The organism is uncultured Mobiluncus sp. (assembly GCF_963511525.1).
Taxonomy (GTDB): domain Bacteria; phylum Actinomycetota; class Actinomycetes; order Actinomycetales; family Actinomycetaceae; genus Mobiluncus.
The window spans coordinates 86,277-103,046 of the sequence record NZ_CAUPIY010000006.1; the positions used below are offsets into that span (position 1 = coordinate 86,277).

At 56.5% G+C, this 16,770-nt stretch carries 13 protein-coding genes; 3 read left to right on the forward strand and 10 right to left on the reverse strand.

Translation table 11 applies throughout. The annotated features are described in order from the left end of the window. Positions 1–12: 12 nt before the first annotated feature. A complete protein-coding gene (locus RQ935_RS06000) occupies positions 13–762 on the reverse strand; it encodes a glycosyltransferase family 2 protein (protein ID WP_311497635.1) in 750 nt (249 codons plus the stop codon). A gap of 189 nt (positions 763–951) precedes the next feature. Here RQ935_RS06000 and pgm point away from each other — a divergent pair, with 189 nt between their 5' ends. Further along, complete coding sequence (pgm, locus tag RQ935_RS06005) at positions 952–2,616, forward strand: phosphoglucomutase (alpha-D-glucose-1,6-bisphosphate-dependent) (protein ID WP_311497592.1); 1,665 nt, start codon at positions 952–954, stop codon at positions 2,614–2,616. 21 nt (positions 2,617–2,637) lie between these two features. On the opposite strand, the gene RQ935_RS06010 is transcribed toward pgm, so the two are convergent. From RQ935_RS06010 to RQ935_RS06030, 5 genes are all read right to left on the reverse strand, one after another. Continuing rightward, entirely contained in the window at positions 2,638–3,366 is a 729-nt protein-coding gene (locus RQ935_RS06010) for an HNH endonuclease family protein (protein WP_311497593.1), read from the reverse strand. Next, positions 3,363–4,178 (reverse strand): trimeric intracellular cation channel family protein, encoded by an 816-nt coding sequence (locus tag RQ935_RS06015; RefSeq protein ID WP_399532136.1) that lies wholly within the window; start codon positions 4,176–4,178, stop codon positions 3,363–3,365. Before RQ935_RS06015 ends, RQ935_RS06010 begins: the two co-directional genes overlap by 4 nt. Positions 4,179–4,357: 179 nt before the next feature. Next, complete coding sequence (locus tag RQ935_RS06020; RefSeq protein WP_311497595.1) at positions 4,358–5,608, reverse strand: VIT1/CCC1 family protein; 1,251 nt, start codon at positions 5,606–5,608, stop codon at positions 4,358–4,360. A 30-nt stretch (positions 5,609–5,638) separates the two neighbouring features. Then, positions 5,639–6,022, reverse strand: coding sequence for a hypothetical protein (locus tag RQ935_RS06025; protein WP_311497596.1), 384 nt, complete (start codon positions 6,020–6,022; stop codon positions 5,639–5,641). Between the two features lie 63 nt (positions 6,023–6,085). After that, on the reverse strand, positions 6,086–7,051 hold the full coding sequence (locus RQ935_RS06030) for a hypothetical protein (RefSeq protein WP_311497597.1): 966 nt from the start codon (positions 7,049–7,051) through the stop codon (positions 6,086–6,088). 100 nt (positions 7,052–7,151) lie between these two features. Here RQ935_RS06030 and hrpA point away from each other — a divergent pair, with 100 nt between their 5' ends. Further along, entirely contained in the window at positions 7,152–10,985 is a 3,834-nt protein-coding gene (gene hrpA / locus RQ935_RS06035) for an ATP-dependent RNA helicase HrpA (RefSeq protein WP_311497598.1), read from the forward strand. Between the two features lie 92 nt (positions 10,986–11,077). Here the strand turns inward: hrpA and RQ935_RS06040 are convergent, their stop codons facing one another. Beyond that, the gene (locus RQ935_RS06040) at positions 11,078–11,890 is read right to left on the reverse strand and encodes a hemagglutinin (RefSeq protein ID WP_311497599.1); all 813 of its coding nucleotides are present in this window, start codon (positions 11,888–11,890) and stop codon (positions 11,078–11,080) included. A 195-nt stretch (positions 11,891–12,085) separates the two neighbouring features. On the opposite strand from RQ935_RS06040, the gene RQ935_RS06045 reads away from it, so the two are divergent. Next, positions 12,086–12,754 carry an AAA family ATPase gene (locus tag RQ935_RS06045; protein WP_311497600.1) on the forward strand — a complete coding sequence of 223 codons (669 nt, stop codon included), beginning with the start codon at positions 12,086–12,088 and terminating at the stop codon, positions 12,752–12,754. A 32-nt stretch (positions 12,755–12,786) separates the two neighbouring features. Here the strand turns inward: RQ935_RS06045 and RQ935_RS06050 are convergent, their stop codons facing one another. The 3 genes from RQ935_RS06050 to nrdF all read right to left on the reverse strand — a co-directional run bounded on the left by RQ935_RS06050 (position 12,787) and on the right by nrdF (position 16,652). After that, complete coding sequence (locus RQ935_RS06050) at positions 12,787–14,490, reverse strand: cell wall-binding repeat-containing protein (protein WP_311497601.1); 1,704 nt, start codon at positions 14,488–14,490, stop codon at positions 12,787–12,789. A 254-nt stretch (positions 14,491–14,744) separates the two neighbouring features. Next, a complete protein-coding gene (locus RQ935_RS06055) occupies positions 14,745–15,494 on the reverse strand; it encodes a multidrug transporter (RefSeq protein WP_311497602.1) in 750 nt (249 codons plus the stop codon). Positions 15,495–15,683: 189 nt separating this feature from the next. Further along, a complete protein-coding gene (nrdF, locus tag RQ935_RS06060) occupies positions 15,684–16,652 on the reverse strand; it encodes a class 1b ribonucleoside-diphosphate reductase subunit beta (RefSeq protein WP_311497603.1) in 969 nt (322 codons plus the stop codon). Between the last annotated feature and the right edge of the window lie 118 nt (positions 16,653–16,770).

Sequence of the window (16,770 nt, forward strand, 5' to 3'; positions counted from 1 at the left end):
CTCAACGCAACGTTATTTCAGGCAGTAAACCTCACCGGGCTGTTGCTTACTCGCCGCGGCTAGGCGTAGCCGAAGTGGAGCGCGCACATGGCGCACAAAGCGTGTCGCTGCGGCCAGGAATACATCTCGGAATTGGCTCAGCCGGTGACGATACCCTGCCATATCGTTGCCGGTAGCCCGGTGGGTCAGGTCGCAGGGAACTTCCTGCACCGAGTACCCCTTCACCAAAAGGTCGATAGTCATGCCGGTTTCCACACCCCACTTGTGTGCCAAAGGTTGACAATCGAAAAACGCTTCCGCACTCAGGCAACGCTGACCGGACAGAGGCTGGAGAGGTTCCCACCCGGTCGCCCAGCGAATCGCTCGACGCGACAGACGCGTCACAAAACCGTGACCGCCGGCACCGGCTTGGCGCGGCAGGGCAGCTATGGCACAGTCCGTGCGTCCCTCCATTACCGCCTCAACCAGCGGGAAAGTCTGGGCGGCAGAATCGCCCAAGTCCGCGTCCAGAAACAGGATGAGACGGCGAGGACCGTCCTCGGGGTCGCGCATGGCCGCGACTTTTGCCCCAGTCTCCATCGCGCTGGCCTTACCGCGGTTGACGGAATGGCGCACCACCACAGCACCGGCACTGCGCGCGGCTTCTCCCGTATTGTCGCTGGAACCATCATCAATCACCACGAATAAATCCGCTCGGGGCAGTGCCTTGCAGGCACGAATAGTCGCCCCAATCGAATCGGCTTCATCCTTGGCAGGGATGATGACCGCGACTTTCTGGTTCGGATCGGGAACGGTTGCGGCGGAGTTCTTGCTGTTTTCCTGGTCAGTTTCTGGCACGTGTGCAATTTTAAAGCCCCATTAAGCCAAATGCGAGTTTTCGACGCTAAAAGTTTCCGGTTTTTGCCCTCTAAACCTCCGCGCCGGAACAGAAATTAGTGAAACAATGAGGCTATGCATGAACGAGCTGGACAACTTGCCAAACCGGAAGACCTAATCAACGTTGATGAAGTCATCAGCGCTTACTATGACCTGGAACCCGATGTAAACGAGCCTGCACAGGCAGTTTCGTTCGGGACTTCGGGGCATCGCGGATCATCTTTGGACCGCGCCTTTAATGAGGCTCATATCGTAGCCACCACGGCCGCGATTGTTGAATACCGACAGTCGCAAGGCTATGACGGACCCCTGTTCATCGGCCGCGATACGCACGCCCTGTCCGAGCCGGCGTGGCGTACCGCTCTGGAAGTCCTCGCGGGGATGGAAGTGCGCACTCTGACGGATGCGCGCGATTCTTTCACCCCCACGCCCTCCGTGTCCCACGCCATCCTCAAGGCTAATGGGGCGGGCACTGCCGGAGGCGTGCGGCTGAGCGGGACTGGTTTGGCTGACGGTATCGTCGTTACCCCTTCGCACAATCCGCCTCGTGATGGTGGATTTAAATACAACCCGCCCAGCGGAGGTCCCGCCGATTCAGACGCGACTTCCTGGATTGCTAATCGTGCCAACGAAATTTTGCGCCAGGGGTGGCGTTCCGTACCGAGAAACCCGCATCCTGAGCAATCGGATTTCATCGGGAAAACAGATTTTCTACCTTCATACGTTGATTCATTGATTGACGTAGTTGACGTTGAGGCGATTCGGTCTGCGGGAATCCGTATCGGGGCTGACCCCTTGGGCGGGGCTTCGGTAGACTATTGGGCCGCCATCGCAGAGCACTACGGGTTGAACCTGACGGTGGTGAACGAAAAGGTCGATCCGCGCTGGTCTTTCATGACTTTGGACTGGGACGGCAAGATTCGGATGGACTGCTCCTCACCATACGCGATGGCTTCTCTGCGTCAGGTGATGGAAGGCGGTTCGGCTCCCTATGATATTGCGACTGGAAATGATGCTGATTCGGACCGTCACGGTATCGTTACTGCCGACGGCCTGATGAATCCGAATCACTATCTGGCGGTGGCAATCGAGTACCTGTTCACCCACCGTCCGCACTGGGCACAGGGCTGTGCCGTAGGTAAAACCCTGGTGTCCTCGGCCTTAATTGACCGGGTGGTGGCCGATATGGGACGCAAACTTGTCGAGGTCCCCGTCGGTTTCAAGTATTTTGTGCCGGGGTTGCTCGATGGGTCCGTAGGTTTCGGCGGCGAGGAATCCGCCGGCGCATCTTTCCTGCGCAAAGACGGTACGGTGTGGACCACCGACAAGGACGGGTTGATTGCGGCTTTGTTGGCCTCCGAGATCCTTGCAGTGACCGGAAAAACTCCCAGCGCTTTGCACGAGGAACAGGTGGCCCGGTTTGGTGCCTCCGCTTACGAACGAGTGGACGCCCCCGCTACCAAGGCGGAAAAGACTAAACTCGCGGCCTTGGCACCCGAAGACGTTGCGGCCTCGACTCTGGGCGGGGAACCGATTGTCGACCGCCTGGTTCAGGCGCCGGGCAACCACGCAGCTATCGGCGGGTTGAAAGTCACCACCAAGGACGCTTGGTTCGCCGCGCGTCCCTCGGGCACCGAAGATATTTATAAGATTTATGCCGAATCGTTTAAGGGTCCCGAGCATCTCAAGGCTATTCAGGAGGAAGCAAAACAGGTGGTGGCCCAGGCTTTGGCAAAGTAAGGCGGATTGCGCCAGACTTGCCTAACATTTGGCCAAGGCAGAGAGTAGCGCGGTTTTTTCCGCGGCGGTGATCGTCAGGTTCCACCGGTACTTGATGTCGATTTGCTGGCGGGCGTAGGCACAACGGAAGTTGCGGTTCGGAGGCATCCAGGCATCGGCGGAGGCATCGGATTTCTGTTGATTAGCCCCTCCGTCTGCAGCCAGAAGCACGCTCGGGTCGTTTGCGTAAGCCTCCCGCTGTGCTTTCGTCCAGGCCCAAGCCCCGGACTTCCACGCATTACCCAACGCCACTACGTGGTCAATCTGAACTTTACGGCCTGGCGCTGTCTCAAACTGCATAGTTTTGCCGGTGTAAGGATCGTGAAAGATTCCCCCGGTCAGCCGGCAGGGCTTGGCGCTATTTGCAAAACGCGGGGACTGAAAGTCCCGAGCCAAAATTTCCGCCCTGGTATCGCAGCCGTTTCCGTCGCGGTCCATCCATCCCGCTCCGAACATATCGCGCTGATACCCACTGGGTCCAGCATCTTTACGAACCGTCAGGGCACACAGTTGCTGCAGGGAGCCACCGACTTTCGCGCTGACGGAACCGGCGGGGCAGTGGAGGCCGGGGGTCGGAAAATTCGCCAGATTCGGCCCCACGCCAGGCCATAGTGCCCACCACACCAGTGCCGCGCAGCCAATCAAGACAACATCGCCTACACTCGCTCGGCGTACCTGCGTAGATGTCTCGAAGTTAGAGGAATCGCTCACTTCTCAAGTGTGGTACCGGAGTCTTCGGTTTCGCCATCCTTGTTGGATTTACCTGTGGAAAACTGGTTTTTCCACAGCTTCTTTGTCTTAGCATCTGGATAATCCCCGCGGGCGATTCGGCGGGCCCGCTGCGCTGATTTCCACTGCTGATGGGTCATCGAAATCGTCCAGTCGTGAGTTTCGGGCAGAACCCAGCGACGCCACGAAGCCAAGATGGTGAGGGTCGAACCGATGAGAGCCGCCGCCACCATACCGGTCAGGGGGTATCCGAGTTTATAGAAAGAAGCATCGGCACATGCCGCAAGGATGGCCGGAATGGCATAGAGACTGCTTCCGCCGAAAACCATCGGCACATTGCCCGCGGCGATATCGCGTACCATCCCCCCGCCGATAGCGGTGACAACACCCATTAAGATGGACGGAATCACATCGAATCCCAAGCTCAGAGCCTTTTGAGTACCTGTGCCAGCCCAGATTCCCAGCACCAGGGCATCGAATAAAATGAGGGTTCGCCGCGACCATTTGCCGTCAAATTTCCACAGTCCGGCGACCAACGCCCCAGCCAAAGCCATAGTCAAATAAAATTTGTCGGTCAGGGCTACAGGTGGCGCGTTGTTCAGCATGATGTCGCGAATGATGCCGCCTCCCAAAGCAGAAACGACCGCTAAAACCCCGAAACCGACCAGGTCAAAACGTTTTTGACGAGCCAGCCTGCCGCCGAGGATACCGTTGAGGAAAACGCCGGTAATGTCGAGAACCCGAAACACCTGAGGTAAAAGGTCATTGAAAGAAACTGGTGCCGCGGCCGGAATAGTTGTGGAAAACAGGCCGGTATCGAAAGAGAAGATAGCACTCAGCACGTGAGCATTTTACCTGAGGCAAAGCGAAACTTTCCCCGAAAAATCGCAAGCGGTGCAAATCATGGCGGTTTAGCGAAAATCCGCGTGTTTTGTGGCAGGGCAGGGTGCGCAAACCGTTGTTGCCGGGGGTTTTACAGGGAAAATGCCCCTCCGGCGGCGAGACCCAATAGGTAAGTGACGACGGCAGCACCAATACCGATAGTAGCTTGCCGCAAGGCTCGGAAAAACGGCGGTTTACCTGACAGAATGCCGATGGTTCCTCCAATCATCAGCAAAATGAGTCCGACCAGGACGACCGCGACGCTAATAGCGGTAATTCCGCTGAATCCCAGGAGGAAAGGGATTAGGGGAACGAACGCACCCAGGGTGAAAGCCAGGAAAGAGGACACGGCCGCCTGAGACCCGGAGCCAATCGCCTCCAGCTCGCCAGAGGGAGTGTCCTCGAAAGCTAAGGCGAACGGATTATCGGCTTGTTTTCTTGATTCTTCAGTTGACATTCTTGACGCAGAAGGGAGGGTGGCATCGCCCCCTGGCACAATTTTTTCGTGCGGGGGTTCGCTCTGGTTGGAGTCCTCCGGCTGGTCGGGCGAAACCGCTTTGGACAGCGTACGTGACTGCAGTTGTGCATCAATGGCTTCCAAGGCCAAAACCGCGTGCGCGGCTGCCTCCTCAGGCTTCTCACCCCGAGCCATGAACAGGAGTTTCAGTTCATTAGCGGCGCGGTCCAGCATGGGCAGACGCTGTTTCACATCGGGGTTGGGCCGTGAAGATTCCAACAACTCGCGTTGAGACGTGATGGAGATGTATTCTCCCGCACCCATCGACAGGGCTCCCGCCACCAACCCGGTCAATCCGGTGACCAGGACTATTGACGGCGCAACGCCGGTACCCGCAATGCCCGCCACGAGGGCGAGATTGGAAACCAAACCATCGTTGACCCCGAAAACCATGGCTCGGGCTCGTCCCGAAAAACGGGCGCGAGAGCGGGCTGCCAAAGCCCGCACGACCTCGGAATGCAGGTGCTCATCCGCCGCCATCTGCGGGGTGGCGTCGGCATCAACATCGTAGGTGCCGCGTTCTTCGGAGCGCTGCATCATCGCCAAGACGAAAATTGAGCCTATCTTGATTGCCAAACCCTGCAGCAACCGAATATACCAGGGGCTGTGTGGAGCCGGCTCGGCGTTAGTGCCGAGGTGCGCCAGCCAGTAATCCTCATGACGTTTTTCGGCATCGGCCAGTTCCAACAGAATTTCGCGATTCATGCCGGAGCGTTTTTTAGCGATAGCACGGTAAATCTTGGCTTCGTCACGTTCCTCGGCGAGATAGCGCCGCCAGCGTTTAATTTGTTCCGGTGTGGGTTCGGGGAGGTTCTGTAAGTTCATGTACTGCGGTAACCTCTCGGCCAACTCGGATTAGGCAACGATTTTTCCATCAATAATAATGTGGCCGTCTTTATCGCGGGTAACGCCGTCTTTATCAGTTGATGTGGTTGACGATTTGGGAGGGTTGTTCCCAGCTCCCTCGGCATTGGCGAAGCCCGCCCAGGAGGCACTGCCCCCTGCGTTCAACTGGCTCTTTAGGCTCTCTGCCAACTTGTCGACGAGTTTAGCCCCCTGCGTGCGCAAGACATCGTTCAATTTTTCGGCGGTCACCCTGCGGGCATCAGTGACGCTTTCCGAATTAGCAATTTTTGCCGCAAACCCCTTTACGTTGCTAATTTGCTTTTCACTCATCCGCAAGGCCAATGCGGCTCCAGCCCCCAAACCAGCCAGAAACAGCCACTTGCCCTCAGACATTGCACACACCTCCGAAAAACTCTGTGGGACAATTCTACTGTTTACCGGCCTTTTGCGCCAAAGCTAGACCGGAAGGGACGTGGCTTTGCCAGACCGGGACAGTACGTCCGCCACGAAAGCGGAAGCCACCGTGGTCTTGCCCTGAGTCAGCGCGTTAGCCAAATCCAGGGCTTCAAAAATCTTTTCCGGAGCCCCCGCTAAGCGTGTTTTGGCCACGAAATCCAAGTCCTCGCGCAGCGGCAGCGTGAGGGACTCCAAACCAAAATCTCCCGCAATCCCCACGGCAACTTCCGAATGGCTGTCTAATTGAGACCGCATCAACACCAGGGTCTCTAAAGCGGCTTCCAAGTTCGTTCTCTCGCGACCTTTCGCGTCAATGATTTTGCCCACCACGCGTTGAGTTGCCAGATATTTCAACTGTTCACGCCGGGGCTGGTAGCCATTGAGAAGGTCCAACGAAATTGTTTCAAAAGCACTCATAATCCCCTGATTCTGAGAATGTAGCGTTCCGGGCAAAACGCTTAAAGCCGGATGTAGACCCGCGTCGGCGGCGCGCTGGGCCACCTGTATCAATTGCGAATCGAGGTTTTCTCCCGGAACCTCAATTTCGATGCCGTGCCAGTGATTATCCGCCAAGCATGACACTAGTTGAGAGAATGCGCGGGAATTTTCCAGCACTTCCCGAGCGCTGACTTCGGCACGCAAAGACCTGCCCAGCTGGGGAGATGCATCACCCAGACAAAAAAATTCAGACCATGAATCCGGATCAGCAACCGGAATCCTCACCCCGATTTCTCCGCGCTGGGCGGGCACGCCGAGCTGCAGCTCCAAGCGCAAGGCCGTGGCAAAAGCGGAGTTGACATAGACTGTGTCGCCCAGGGCTTGGCTCAAAAGTTTCGTGTTTTTCCACGGCAAAATGGGCACCTGAACCGGGAGGAACGGGGAAAAATCCGATGTCGCAGCGGGCCTCGAAGGCAAACTGGCGGCATCGGTCGGCTCCGGGGGCAGATTCGGCGTCGAGTTATTCACGCTCCTATTCTCTCGCATTCACGGGTTGGTGGGAGCATCCCGGCGAGTTTACCCGCTGACAGGTGAAGTTTGAGCCATCCTTGCCTAAAATAGGTGGGTTATGTCCCTAGAGTTGTCCTATCCCTCCGACTTGCCCCTCAGCGCGGCACGACCGCAGATTCTGGCTGCCCTGCGTCAGCATCAAGTTGTCGTTATCAGCGGAGCCACCGGAAGCGGAAAGACCACGCAGCTGCCGAAAATGTGCCTGGAAGTGGGCCGGGGCACGCGAGGGATGATCGGCCACACCCAGCCGCGTCGTCTGGCGGCCCGGACCGTCGCCTCGCGAATTGCCTCCGAACTGGGTCAGTCACTAGGTTCCACGGTTGGTTACCAGGTGCGGTTTCGCCAAACTTTGGGTCCCGAGACGCAGATCAAACTGATGACCGACGGGATTTTGCTGGCCGAAATCAGCCACGATCCGCTGCTGAAACAATACGATGCGCTAATTATCGACGAGGCTCACGAAAGGTCTTTGAACATTGACTTTATCCTGGGCTATTTGCAGCGTCTGGTGGTGAAACGCCCTGACCTGCTGGTGATTATTACTTTCGCCACCATTGATTCCGAACGTTTCGCCACGGCTTTTGGGCCCGATACTCCCATTATTGAAGTCGCGGGCCGAACGTATCCGGTAGAGGTCAGGTATCGCCCCTTGGTTGACGTGGATGACGAAAATTCGGGGGAGTTCACGTTCGACGAAGCCGAGGATGACCTCTCGAGGGCTGAAAACGGCGAGATTGACCAGGTCACCGGCATTTTGCGCGCGGTAGATGAACTATGCAGGGAAGGTCCCGGAGACATTTTGGTTTTCCTGGCTGGCGAGCGTGACATTCGTGATACTGCCCAGGCGCTGCAGGGACACTTGGGGCGCCGTTACGTGGCTCCCGGTCAGCGGACCTCAGTTCCGGGAGCAGTGGAAGTCTTGCCGTTGTATTCCCGACTCAGCGAGGCGGAACAAAAGCGGGTGTTTGCCCCGCACCCTTACCGACGAGTGGTCCTCGCTACGAACGTAGCCGAAACTTCCTTGACCGTACCGGGTATCGTTTACGTGATTGACCCCGGAGTGGCACGAATTTCCCGATATTCAAACAAGACTCGCGTGCAGCGTCTGCCTATCGAACCCATCTCGCAGGCCTCTGCCAATCAGCGAAAAGGGCGCTGCGGCCGGGTGGCTCCGGGGGTGTGCATTCGTCTGTATTCCGAAGCGGATTTTTTGTCCCGCCCCCCTTACACCGAGCCTGAAATTCAACGGACTTCCCTGTCCGCGGTGATTTTGCAGATGGCGGCTCTGGGTTTGGGCGAAGTTGCGGATTTCCCTTTCCTGGATCCGCCCTCGCCTCGTTCTGTTACGGATGGGGTGACGGAACTCAGCCAGCTGGGAGCGTTGGATACCCGCCAGAAGCCCGCTCGACTGACCCGTCTGGGGCGCAAACTTTCCCGGTTCCCTCTCGACCCGCGCTTGGCACGCATCCTTATCGAAGCGGATCAGCTCGGAGTTATTGACCTCGCGGTCGTTATCGTAGCTGCGTTGGCGATGCAAGACGTGCGGGAGAGACCCAGCGAACGCCGGGCGGAGGCCGACCTCGCTCATGCCCGTTTCGAAGACGAGCGTTCGGATTTCCTAAGTTATCTGAAACTGTGGAGTTACCTGCAAGACCGGATTGAAACCCTGTCTTCCAGCGCATTCCGTCGGTTGTGCAGCCGCGAGTTTCTGCATTTCCTGCGGGTGCGGGAGTGGATTGACCTGGTGGCGGAACTTCGCGGAATGTGCCGCGAGGTTGGGATAAAAACTAGGGAAATCAAAGAAGTAAACCTTGACCAGGTTGACGTTGAGCGGCTGCACCGAGCTATCTTGAGCGGGATGCTCACCCAGATTGGGTTCTGGTCAGAGGCAAAAAGGGAATATCACGGGGCGCACGGAACCCGATTTGTGGTGTGGCCGGGTTCGGGGTTGAGCCGCAAACACTATGACTGGGTCATGGCTGCTGAGTTGGTAGAAACATCGCGACTGTTTGCCCGGACAGTGGCACGGGTCGAACCTGAATGGATTGAACAGGCGGGACGTTACCTGTTGACGCGAACATATTTCGATCCCTACTGGTCCACACGTTTTGGGTGCGCCATGATTCACGAGCGCGTCAGCCTGTTCGGGATGGTTCTCAGCGCGGATCGTTCCCTTCCGTTGGCATCTTTACGAGACACGGTGGTGGAAGGGACCCCTGCCCGGACTCTGGCGCGAGAGTTGTTTATTCGTCACGGAATTGTGCGCGGCGAATGGCGTTCTGTCTATCCCTTTAGGGAAGAAAATCAGCGCCGGCTAGAGATGGCTGCCGAGGCGCGGCGGCGGCGTCAGATTCCCGGCGAAGTCGATCCCTACTCTTTAGAGAACTGGCTGGAAACACGCATTGACCCCGCAGTTAACTCAGGAGCCGCCTTCGAGGCGTGGTGGGAAAACCAGCGTCTTGAGCACCCGGATTGGTTGGAATATCCCTGGGATCTCTTGGTGCCGGATAGCGACGAAAATGCTGACCAATTCCCTGATTTTTGGCCGGCGGGCGAGCATCTGTTGCCACTGGCCTACACGTTTTCGGGCAAACGCGGACCGACCCCCGAAGCGGCTCATCACCGTAACTTGCCCCACAACAAAGGGAAAAAATCCCGCAAAACCAAAGAACGTGAGATTGACACGGTTGACCTTCCCGAAGGGGTCACCATCATCATCGATGAGGCAATCTTAGAGTCTCTAGATTCCCAGGGCTTCGATTGGCCGATTCCCGGAGCACTGCGTGATTACCTGCTGGCTTGCGTCAAAGCACTGCCGAAATCCGTGCGGAAATACGTGGTACCCGCGGCAAACTGCGTTGACGAAATCCTGCCCCAGTTTGAGCGGTTTGTAAACGAGCCTCCCTACCAGCGTCCCGACTTTGACGAAATCTTTACCCAGAGTGTAGCCGCGGTGCGCCGAGTTGACCTGTGCGCGACAGACTTAGCCGCCATGCACGCGGCTTTGGAAGAAGGACAGCGAAACCACTTCGCGATTGTGGGACGCGGTGGGAAAGTCCTGGGGCTGGGGGACGATTTTCAGGCTCTGCGTGACCGCCTGATTGTGAAAACCACTCAGGAACAAGGCAAAGTCTGGGCGCAGCAGGAAGCCGAAAAAGCCAAAGTCGAGCGGCCCCGAGATTTTGCTGAGCAACTCAGTCAAGCGCTGTGCCTGTCGGAGACGCGGGTATCGACGCGGTGGCGCGGGGCGGAAGCGGCGGCTTTGGCCGCGTCCCCCTATCCCTCCACTTCCGCTTTGATCGGGGCGGCACAAAGCGCGGCGGGTCGGGCTTTGGTGGAGGAATACCTGGCGGAGGGGCATGCCCTAACAAACGATACAGACTACGCTGAACTGCAAGAATGGGCTACCGACCGCTTTGAGGACCAGGTTTATTCAATCCTGCAATCCGTCGCTGCGACGATGCAGGCACAAGGCGAACTTGAGCAGCATTTACGAGAAGCCACCGGCGCTAACCTCACTGCTACCAAAGCAGATATTGTAAACCACGTAAACCAATTGGTGGGCGGCGACTTCCTGGCGAGGACGCCTGGCAAATGGCTGGCTCAGTTGGCTCGTTACTTGCGAGCAGATACTTTACGATTGGACAAGGCTCGGCGTAACTCTGCTGGTGACGCCCAGTTAGCTGCACGTTTTGCGGAAGTTGTAGCGGCCTTTGACACGGCGGTGACAGCGGCGGAGGCTCGTCCGTTTAACGCCGAGACACATCGCCGTTTGCAGGAGCTGCGTTGGCTGCTGGAGGAGTACCGGGTACAGACCTTTGCACAGCAGCTTGGTACGATTGAAAAGGTGTCGGCCAAACGGATAAATAAGCAAATCTTAGTTCTAAAATAAGGAAATCTACCTGGTTAGCTAACGCCAAAATAAGGAGCTGCAAAATGCTTATAAATGCCTACTAGCTGCATTGATAGGCTTATTTAGCGACGCTAATCCCCAAACCAAGCCTTGAAAATACCGTAAAAATTTGCGTTTCCATAGCTGGAGCATTCGCCGGGCGTCCCACTCAGCAAAGCGGGATCTGGCTGATAAGGCGTGTAGTTGTAAAGCGCCGTGGTCGCCTGATTAGCCAAAACCACCGGAGCCGAGCCGCAGCTGGCCTGAGGCGAGTAAGGGATATTGTTGGCTATCCCGGTGTGGAAAGGGAACTGCGCTGGGCTCTGCCGATAGCGCTGAAACTGAGCCGCAGCGTAGTAAACCTGGGTTCCAAAACCGAAATATTGGGGGTCACAATCTGCCCCATCGGGGCAGGCAAATCCCGTTGCGACCTGGTAGCGGCGCGGGGACAAACTATAGTCAGAGGCCGTGAGCAAGCCCTGTTCCTTTTGCAGCAGCACCAGCAGCACCTGGGGATTGATTTTGCATGACTGGGCGGTTTTATAGATGATTGTTCCCGCTGATTCCCCCGGCGCACCTTGATAGCCCTCGCAGCGGGGTGAAGCAGGAACATCAATGGTGTCCTCGGTGTAGTCAGCCAGACAGGGGGTGGAGAGGCTCACACACCCCGCGTTCTTGTCGCGAATAAAGTTCTCTATGTCCGCTTGGGTCATGGATTGATAATCATAGAAAACCGCGTCGGAAATAATGTTTCCGGGGTCAAATCCAGACAGGTCAAGGGCAGGAGCCTTCGGTCGGATTGCCGTTGGTACAGCCGGTTCCTCAGTACTGGCAAAAAAATGAATCCCCGCCGCAGCCAAAGCCCCGCCCAAACCGAGCGCGACCAAGGCTATCCCCAAGATCACCAGAAGAACACGAACCGCACCACCCTTGCGCCGCCCTCCCCTGGGTGTGCTCGCGGGCGGGTAACCCCTCGGGGAGAGACTTGGGGGCAATCTTGTGGACACCCCACCATCGTAACCTACCTCCCGCGAGAGACGCTGGGGCTGTTAGACTGGGGACAGCGAACCCATTTCAATCACGGCGAACCGAGGATAATCATGGTCCAAACTTTCTCAGGCACCCTTGATGAACTGCTCAGCGATTTGGCTACGGAACTAAAGGAAATGGCTGATGACGGACACGTCCTGCGGGTGGTTGGATTTACCGGAGCTCCAGGAGTGGGTAAATCCGAGGCGGTAACTAGGCTGATGAAGCTGCTGGACGGATCGGTTTGGGGTGCGCAGCCGCTGCTAGCCGGCATTATTCCGATGGATGGTTTCCACAAGTCAAACGAAGTCCTCCAAGCCGAGGGTCTCAGCGACTATAAAGGACGTCCGGACACTTTCGACGTGGTGGGCTACCTGATGGCTTTGGATCGGGCCCACGATGCCAAAACGGTGGTGTACGCTCCCGGATACGACCGTCAGCTTGGTCAAGCGATCGCGGCACGTTACAAGGTCGAACGAGAAGGCGTGGTACTTACGGAAGGCAACTACTTGGCGCTGCAAGACGGGGCGTGGGCCCTGGTTCGCGAGGCAATCGACCTGTTGATTTATCTGGAAGCGCCGCCGGAGGCAACGCAGGCTCGCCTAGTCGCTCGCCACACGCATCACGGCAGAACCCCGGAACAGGCGCTCGCTTGGGTGCAGCGGGTTGACGAACCGAACCGGCTGCTGGTCCAGAGTTCTCAAGCGCGGGCAGACCGCATTTGGAACCTGCCTGCGTGAGTGAACCAGGTTAACCGACGCAAGCTAATCTTCTATAGCAAACCAGATCCGGCACTAACTACTACTGCTTTAACCGTATCGGGATGCACTGCTCCTAAACCGCCGAGAGCAATAATCGTGTTGGGGTGCAGGACACTCAGATAGTTCGCCACCGGAGCGGGGGCTTGGTTAGTGCGGGAAGGTACCAACAAAACTGGCCCGTCTCGCAAAGCTCCTGCCACCAAAGCGTCCGCAAAGTTATCACCGCGAGCGATATAAGCGACACCATCGCCCAAGTCCGACTGAGATGGAAAAACGTAGGCAGCGATAGCCGCTGCGGTACCGTAACGATCTGCCCCAGCCAGTCGGGAGACGTTAGCTCCTGATTGAGCCGCGATCGTAGTCAGGGCTTGCTCCGGGAGGACACCGGGTCCACCCAAGCCAACCACCTCGGAAACGTGCAGGTCAGAAACTTCAGAAGCGACGTACTTCCACGTCTCGGGGCTGCGCGGGTTGACTATCAAAACCGGGCCATCGCTCAGCGTTCCGCCAACAACCGCATCGGGAGAACCTGCACCGTTTGCGCCCACGCCATCGGCAATATAAATCCGCTTGGCACCCTGTGGAAACGCATGGTGTGAAATCGCGATAGCTGTGGCATATCGATCAGGACCGGAAATCCGCGAAGTTTGACGTCCTTGTGCCGCGTTGGCCAGAACTGCATCTGGAATTGCTCCCGGCCCGCCTAGAGCCACTACTGTGGTGGCATGCAGCCGGTTGATTTCCTGAGTAACTGCAGAGGGAAGGGGACCATTGATGGGAACCAGCAACACCGGTCCGTCAGGCAGAATTCCGCCCGCTAAGGCATCAATGGGCATATCTGAACGAGCTATATAAACCCGTTGCGAACCACCGGGAAAGGCTCGAGCGGAGATTCCCGCCGCGGTCTCAATTCGACTAGCACCCGAAATCCGTAGCGACGATATCGCACTAGCCGAACCGGCGGAACCAAACCAGGACGTAAAGAAGCGATAAAAGTTGCGGTTTCCGTAACTGGAACACTTGTCTCCCAGGCCACCCCCGGCGGCTAGGGCCGCGGCATTCGGAGTGTAAGGGGTGTAGTTGTACAGCCCCGCAGTCGCTTGGTTTTCAATGAAAACCGGAGCAGTTCCGCACTTGTAGGAGCCATCCTGATTCCGAGAGGGATGATACAGCAGGTCATTGACTCGCCCGGCACGATGACGGAATTTGCTCGGATGCTTTTGGTAGTAGTGGAAACGGTGTGCGGCTTGATAAACCTGGTTAAAGAACCCATAGTACTGGGTGTCGCACGGGGCTGTGTCCGGGCAGCCGTACCCCATAGCTTTCTGGTATCGCGACAGTTTCAAAGCTTTACCCGAAGCGGTAATCAGGCTCTGTTCCTTTTGTAGAGTCACCAGTAATACCTGGGGGTTAATCTGGCAAGCCTGGCTGACTTTCCAGATGATTTGCGCGGCACTTTCGCCTTCAGCTCCATGATAGGCACCAGGGCAATAGGCGTCAGCCGGACGATCCGGGGTGTCCAAAACATAGTCTTTTAGGCAAGGAATGGTGATTTCTTGCGTAGTGGGCTGGGCACCTGGCTGATTTTGGGGAGCCAGTATGGTAATCGTGTCAACTCCCGGCTGGCAAGCACGTCCTTTCGCGTTCAAGAACTGCTGGATTGCGTTGGCATCCATAGTGTTGGGGTTGTAAAAAACTTCATCGGAAATAATCATTCCGGGGTTGAACCCTACAACCGCAGAGGTGAACTCGGATTGGATCGAGGGGGTGGAATCTGAGTCTTGACCGTAGGCCGGACTCAGGCCCGAACTGGTGAGAACCAACCCTGTTAGCGCAAAAACAGCCAGGCAGGTACCCCCCAAAAGACGAAAAAGGCGTCGTCCGCCGTGAAGCTTATCCACTTCTGCCTCCCCATGGAATCGAAAAATTAAATCCGCAACCTTCAGGATATCGCCTGACGTGAAAAAACTCAGGAAAAGCTCTTGGATTTCACCATTTGGTCAGCCAATTCCATGACGTGATTCCAGGTGCCACGCAATTGACGCTGCGCCGCAGCGGAGGGCCAGATGCGTCCGGCCCGGCGTTCGCGAGCCACCCATTGGCAGTAATAAGCCACGGTGGTAGCTTTACCGATTTCGTTGCAGTGCATCAAAAATTCGGCACCGGCGCGCAGGTAAATCTCATCGGTGAACTTCAGCGACCCCCGTGAACGTCCCCGTTTCGAGGTCATCAGTCCCATGTTGTGTAGCGCTTCGTTCCACGAACCGCCGCATCGTTTCGTGATGGTTTGGCAAGTCGGTGGCCAGCGCACCATGCCCTGCGAAGAATGTACCCCCCGGCTGGTGATGTCTTGGGTGCGTAACCGCTCGTAGACTGCCGCGGGGATGGTGGTTTCTCGGTGGTCATGAGCGCGTTTTTTGGCCAGCACGATACGGGGCCAGACCTCGTCAAGAGAGGGGAAGATATAGTTTTCCTTTTCCGCGCCGAGTTCTTTGTCCGCCGTTTGCTGGGTCTTAACGACCTCGCGTTCCTCGGCCAGAACCTCAGCCAGTTCGGTCTTCATCCGAGGATTAATCTTTAATTTGGTAGCCCAGTAATCAATCATGTCGGCTGGAAACTGTTTCAGCTCGCGGTCGATTTCGTCCTGATACCGCAGAGAAAGCACATACCACAGACCGGCTTCAACGGCCTCTTGGGACAAGATAATTTGGCGAGACAAGAATTACACCTCGATTACGTTGATATTAACCACTGCATTCTAGCAAATCTGAACGCTAGACGCAGAATAACATTCACAAAGTAAATGCACGCCGTAACCGCAACAGTACGGAAACGGCATACTGCTAACAAGAATACTCCCAACCATGAAAGAGCGTGGACCAACTGTTGGATTCAAGATTGAATAAATCTAGAATTCCCAGTCGGCGTCCTCGGTTTCCTCGGCGGTGCCGATGGCGTAGGAGGAACCCGAACCGGAGAAGAAGTCGTGGTTTTCGTCGGCCGCGGGCGACAGAGCTGCCAAAATCGCGGGATTAACGTCGACCTGATCAGCTGTGAAAAGGGCTTCATAGCCCAGGTTCATCAAAGCCTTATTGGCGTTGTACTTGAGGAATTTCTTAACGTCCTCCGTCAAACCCAGCGGGTCGTAAAGGGTCTCGGTGTACAGCTCTTCGTTGTCGTACAAGTCCATCAGCAGGGAGAACGTGTAATCTTTCATTTCTTGGCGCCGGGACTCGGAAGACTCGCGGATGGCCAGTTGATACTTGTAGCCGATGTAGTAGCCGTGAACAGCCTCGTCGCGGATGATGAGGCGGATGAGGTCGGCAGTGTTGGTCAGCTTCGCGTGCGCCGACCAGTACATCGGAGCGTAAAAACCGCTGTAGAACAGGAAAGATTCCAGCATGGTCGAGGCGACCTTGCGCTTTTCCGCATCGTCACCGTGGTAATACTCCAGCACGATATGGGCTTTCTTTTGGAGGTATTCGTTTTCTTCGGACCAGCGGAAAGACTCGTTGATTTCCTCGGTGGACAGCAGGGTCGAGAATACCGAGGAATAGGACTTGGCGTGAACCGATTCCATGAACGCGATGTTGGTGTAAACCGCTTCTTCGTGAGGAGTTCGGGAATCTGGAATCAGCGAAACCGCACCCACCGTACCCTGGATGGTGTCCAGCAGGGTCAGACCGGTGAACACACGGTTCGTCATGTTCTTTTCGTCTTCGTTCAAGGTTTTCCACGAGGGAATATCGTTAGACAGCGGGATTTTTTCGGGAAGCCAGAAATTGCCGGTCAGACGATCCCACACCTCCAAATCTTTGTCATCTTCGATGTCGTTCCAGTTGATGGCTTGCACGGCTTTTGGAATCCCAATGACCACGAGTTTCTCCTTGAATTCAATAGTTTTTTTGGGTTTGCGCAAAGCGGGAAATATCGCGCGAAACTGACCTTCCAAGTTTATCCTGTGGGACCCAGGTTTCAATTTGGGATACAAAAAA